This window comes from Haemophilus parahaemolyticus, from assembly GCF_018373095.1.
GTDB classification, from domain to species: domain Bacteria; phylum Pseudomonadota; class Gammaproteobacteria; order Enterobacterales; family Pasteurellaceae; genus Haemophilus_A; species Haemophilus_A parahaemolyticus_A.
On the sequence record NZ_JAHAHT010000119.1, the window covers coordinates 1 to 4,573 of the forward strand.

At 39.2% G+C, this 4,573-nt stretch carries 4 protein-coding genes; 3 read left to right on the forward strand and 1 reads right to left on the reverse strand.

Features of this window, described 5'->3' with window-relative positions; genetic code table 11:
- The first annotated feature begins 160 nt into the window (after positions 1–160).
- From rlmC to KH943_RS09260, 3 genes are all read left to right on the forward strand, one after another.
- Positions 161–1,339, forward strand: a complete 1,179-nt coding sequence (rlmC, locus tag KH943_RS09250) for a 23S rRNA (uracil(747)-C(5))-methyltransferase RlmC (protein WP_304110322.1) — start codon at positions 161–163, stop codon at positions 1,337–1,339.
- Between the two features lie 195 nt (positions 1,340–1,534).
- Positions 1,535–2,845 (forward strand): phosphopyruvate hydratase, encoded by a 1,311-nt coding sequence (gene eno, locus KH943_RS09255; RefSeq protein WP_304110319.1) that lies wholly within the window; start codon positions 1,535–1,537, stop codon positions 2,843–2,845.
- A gap of 95 nt (positions 2,846–2,940) precedes the next feature.
- Entirely contained in the window at positions 2,941–3,351 is a 411-nt protein-coding gene (locus tag KH943_RS09260) for a DUF2251 domain-containing protein (RefSeq protein ID WP_304110320.1), read from the forward strand.
- A 36-nt stretch (positions 3,352–3,387) separates the two neighbouring features.
- Here the strand turns inward: KH943_RS09260 and metX are convergent, their stop codons facing one another.
- A complete protein-coding gene (gene metX / locus KH943_RS09265) occupies positions 3,388–4,458 on the reverse strand; it encodes a homoserine O-acetyltransferase MetX (RefSeq protein WP_304110321.1) in 1,071 nt (356 codons plus the stop codon).
- Positions 4,459–4,573 lie beyond the last annotated feature (115 nt).

Here is a 4,573-nt window from a genome sequence, read left to right on the forward strand (position 1 = left end):
AACAAAAAAGTCTTGTTCTATAGAAATTGGTTTTGTTCCCGAAAATTCTTCTATCTGAATACTACTTTTTAACTCTTTGTATTTACTTTCGACTCCCCAATGCTCGTTTGAGTGAATGGCAGCAAAAATGGCTTGAATGGAAAGCTCTTAATAATTGATGATGAACTTAAATTGCCAACATTTTACTCAACAACAATGTCGCTCTTGCCAATGGCTTGAAAAGGACAAATTTGAGCAAATTTTGCTAAAAGAAGAGGAGCTCAAGCGGTTGATTTCACCTTTTATTTTGCAAAATCAGACAGAAATTCTACCGCCTGTAATGTCGGAGATTTCACACTTTCGTAATAAAGCCAAAATGGTCGTCAGTGGCAGCGTAGAACGTCCGATTTTAGGCTTACTGAAAGATCAGAATGATTCACAAAGTGGAGTGGATTTAACTGACTGCCCTTTGTATGCTAAAGGAATTGAAACACTTTTCCCAATGTTAAAAGATTTTATCGGTCGAGCGGGATTAGTGCCTTATAACATTGCAAAGAAAAAAGGCGAGCTGAAATATATCCTCATTACGCAAAGCCAGGCTAATCAATCGGTTATGTTGCGTTTTGTGCTTCGCTCAACACAAAAACAACCGCTTGTAGAGCGTGAATTACCCGCATTGTTAGCGAAGCTACCTGAAAATTCGGTAGTGAGCTTAAATATCCAACCGCAACACGCTGCGATTTTAGAAGGCGAAACGGAAATTTTCCTGACAGAGCAGACGACAATTGAAGAAAATTTTAACGGTATTCCGCTCTTTATTCGTCCGCAAGGCTTCTTCCAAACGAATCCGCTTGTTGCTAGTCAGCTATATAAAACCGCTCAAGAATGGATAAAAGATTTATCTATTCAGCACTTTTGGGATCTGTTTTGTGGAGTAGGAGGATTTGGGCTACATTGTGCTTACGCATTACAAGCAAAAAATCCAACCGTTTCACTCACGGGGATTGAGATTTCTGCCTCTGCCATTGCTAGTGCAACAAAATCTGCTGAAAAGTTAGGGCTTGATAATGTCTCTTTTGCATCACTGGATTCAGCGCAATTTGCTATTCATTCTGATAAAGTACGAAGTCAGCCCGATTTAGTGATTGTAAATCCACCAAGGCGAGGAATTGGGCAGGCATTGAGTGAATATTTAAACGAGCTTGTGCCGCCATATTTAATTTATTCCAGCTGTAATGCTCAAACAATGGCAAAAGATTTTGAGGCATTAACGAACTATGCATTATGCAAGGTACAACTCTTTGATATGTTTCCGCATACTGCCCATTATGAGGTTTTAACCTTATTGGCTAGAAAATAGAATTTTATCTCACTCTTTTGCGGTAGGCTTACCGAAAAAGCGGAAAAGTTGCTATAATATTGTTGATTTATAGTATTAGATCAAATTACCTGCAAATAAAATGAACTAAATCATCTTTTTGCAAGACAAATTCAGCAAATCTCTTTACTATATCCCTATTCTTTTTTCATTATCTCAATTAGAGGAATATCATCAATGGCTAAAATTGTAAAAGTAATTGGTCGTGAAATCATCGACTCTCGCGGTAACCCAACAGTTGAAGCTGAAGTTCACTTAGAAGGTGGCTTCGTCGGTCTTGCAGCAGCTCCATCTGGTGCATCAACTGGTTCTCGCGAAGCATTAGAGTTACGTGATGGCGATAAATCACGTTTCTTAGGTAAAGGCGTATTAAAAGCGGTTTCAGCAGTAAACAATGAAATTGCGAACGCTATCGTTGGTAAAGATGGTTCTGCACAAGCTGAAATCGACCAAATTATGATCGACTTAGATGGTACAGAAAACAAATCTAAATTTGGTGCAAACGCAATCTTAGCCGTTTCATTAGCAACGGCTAAAGCAGCAGCAGCATCTAAAGGTTTACCACTTTACGCTTACATTGCAGAATTAAATGGCACGCCTGGCGTATATTCAATGCCATTACCAATGATGAACATCATCAATGGCGGGGAACACGCAGATAACAACGTGGACATCCAAGAATTTATGATTCAACCAGTCGGTGCAAAAACGTTACGTGAAGCATTACGCATCGGTGCTGAAGTATTCCATAATCTTGCGAAAGTATTAAAATCTAAAGGTTTAAATACCGCAGTGGGTGATGAAGGTGGTTTCGCTCCAAACTTAGCTTCTAACGCAGATGCTTTAGCATGTATCAAAGAAGCAGTTGAAAAAGCAGGTTACATTTTAGGTAAAGATGTTACTTTAGCGATGGACTGTGCATCTTCTGAGTTCTACAACAAAGAAACAGGCAACTACGAGTTAAAAGGCGAAGGAAAAACCTTCACTTCTCAAGAGTTCACTCACTACCTTGAAGGCTTAACAAAAGAGTATCCAATCGTTTCTATCGAAGATGGTCAAGATGAATCAGACTGGGATGGTTTCGCATACCAAACTCAAGTATTAGGCGACAAAATCCAATTAGTGGGTGATGACTTATTCGTAACTAACACTAAAATCTTAAAAGAAGGTATCGAAAAAGGTATCGCAAACTCAATCTTAATTAAATTCAACCAAATCGGTTCATTAACTGAAACGTTAGCCGCAATCAAAATGGCGAAAGATGCAGGTTACACCGCGGTTATCTCACACCGTTCTGGCGAAACGGAAGATGCAACTATCGCAGACTTAGCGGTAGGTACAGCAGCAGGTCAAATCAAAACAGGTTCGATGAGCCGTTCAGACCGTATTGCGAAATACAACCAATTAATCCGTATTGAAGAAGCATTAGAACGTGCAGGTACGCCAGCACCATTCTTAGGTTTAAAAGCGGTGAAAGGTCAAGCATAATTTTTGCGATGATTAAAGCGGATTAGCTTTATAAGAATGCCACAGATTTCTGTGGCATTTTTTCTATCTTTTTTTGCTATGGTAAGGAAAACAAAATGTTATATTCCGTATTAACTGATCAAATATTATTAGGCGAAGGCTATCATAATGGGGCTCACTCCACCCAACACGAACATTTAGTCGTTATGTTTGAAGATGATGGCGAAACAGGCTATTTTTACGCAATGGATTTACACCAAGCCGAGCAACCGATTGTTGATAGTTTGTTCGTCTACAACGTCAGTGATATTGAGCAAAATAGCCTAAAAGAACCACGCCGATTAGAAATCTGTTGGTCTGAAGAGGGCTATCAAGCCTTTTTATTGATTAACGGCTACCCGCACGCCGTGTTTGATTTTCAGCAATTGGTTGGCTACAACCATACAAAATTCCCGCAACCAGATTTATGTAGTATGTGGGTGCATAAAGAAACTAGCAATGAGCTTGTTGAGAAATGGTTAGCGTAATATAAAAGGGGCTAATGATTATATTAACTTTTTAAATTAACATTCTAATGCTTGTTTAATCAATGGTTCAAAAAAGGAATAATCTACCAAAAATGAGTCGTGCCCAAAATTGGAATTGAGCTCGTGATAGGTTAAATTCACGCCTGCTTCTTGCAATTGCTGGCGGCTTTTTTGCACCTCTCGCAATTTAAATAGCTGATCGCTAGTAATAGCAATCAAGGTGTAATTCGCCTTAATTTTAGCTAAGGCAGTTTGTAAATTGGGATAGTTAAATGCGGGATCGTAAAGATCTAAAGCACGCAATAAACGTAGATAGCTATTCGCATCAAAACGATCTAAAAATTTTATACCTTGATAGCTTAAATAAGATTCTACTTGGAAATAGTCTCCCCAAATTTGTCCTTGCTGCTTAGTCTCTCTCCCGAAGGCTTTTGCTAACTGAACATCAGTTCGATAAGTCAGCATGCCTAACATTCGAGCAATTTTCAAACCATTATCTGGTGCAAGCCCTTCGTAATAATCACCACCGTTAAAGTATGGATCGTTGATAATCGCTTGACGCATCACATGGTTAAAACCAATAGCTTCGGCACTCATTGAAAGAGAGGAACAAAGATTAATGATATGATCAATAAAATCGGGATAGTCAATCGCCCATTGGGTTGCTTGCATTCCGCCGAAAGAACCTCCTACTACAGCATGTAAGTGTGGAATGTCTAATGCATCAACCAAGGCTTTTTGAACTTTTACAATATCTTGCACTAAAATGAGAGGAAATTGGCTGCCGTAGGGCTTATTAGTGTTCGGATTGATAGAAGATGGGCCTGTTGTACCTTTACAGCCACCGAGAACGTTCGAGCAAATAAAAAAGTATTTATTAGTATCAAACGCAAGGTTCGGACCGATAAAATCTTGCCACCAGCCTTTGTCCACGCCATAAAGAGCGGGTTCAGCATCGCCTGTGAGAGCGTGGCAGAGTAAGATTGCATTGCTTTTTTCTGCATTTAATGTGCCATAGGTTTGATATGCCACCTGAATAGGTGAAAGCTCGCTACCGAGTGCTAATGAAAGAGGTTTATCCTTAAATAATGTAATACTTTGTGCCATATGACCTTGATTTGTAAAATAAAGCAGAATTTTACCGCTTACGATCCGAAATATGAGTAAGGTAGCGAGAGCAAGGTAGTTTGTCAAGAAATTTTAGCCGTCTAAACGTCTAGAA

Coding starts and splice junctions, on each gene's coding strand:
- eno (WP_304110319.1), top strand. CDS start 1,535: ATGGCTAAAATTGTAAAAGTAATTGGTCGTGAAATCATCGACTCTCGC.
- metX (WP_304110321.1), bottom strand. CDS start 4,458: ATGGCACAAAGTATTACATTATTTAAGGATAAACCTCTTTCATTAGCA.
- KH943_RS09260 (WP_304110320.1), top strand. CDS start 2,941: ATGTTATATTCCGTATTAACTGATCAAATATTATTAGGCGAAGGCTAT.
- rlmC (WP_304110322.1), top strand. CDS start 161: ATGAACTTAAATTGCCAACATTTTACTCAACAACAATGTCGCTCTTGC.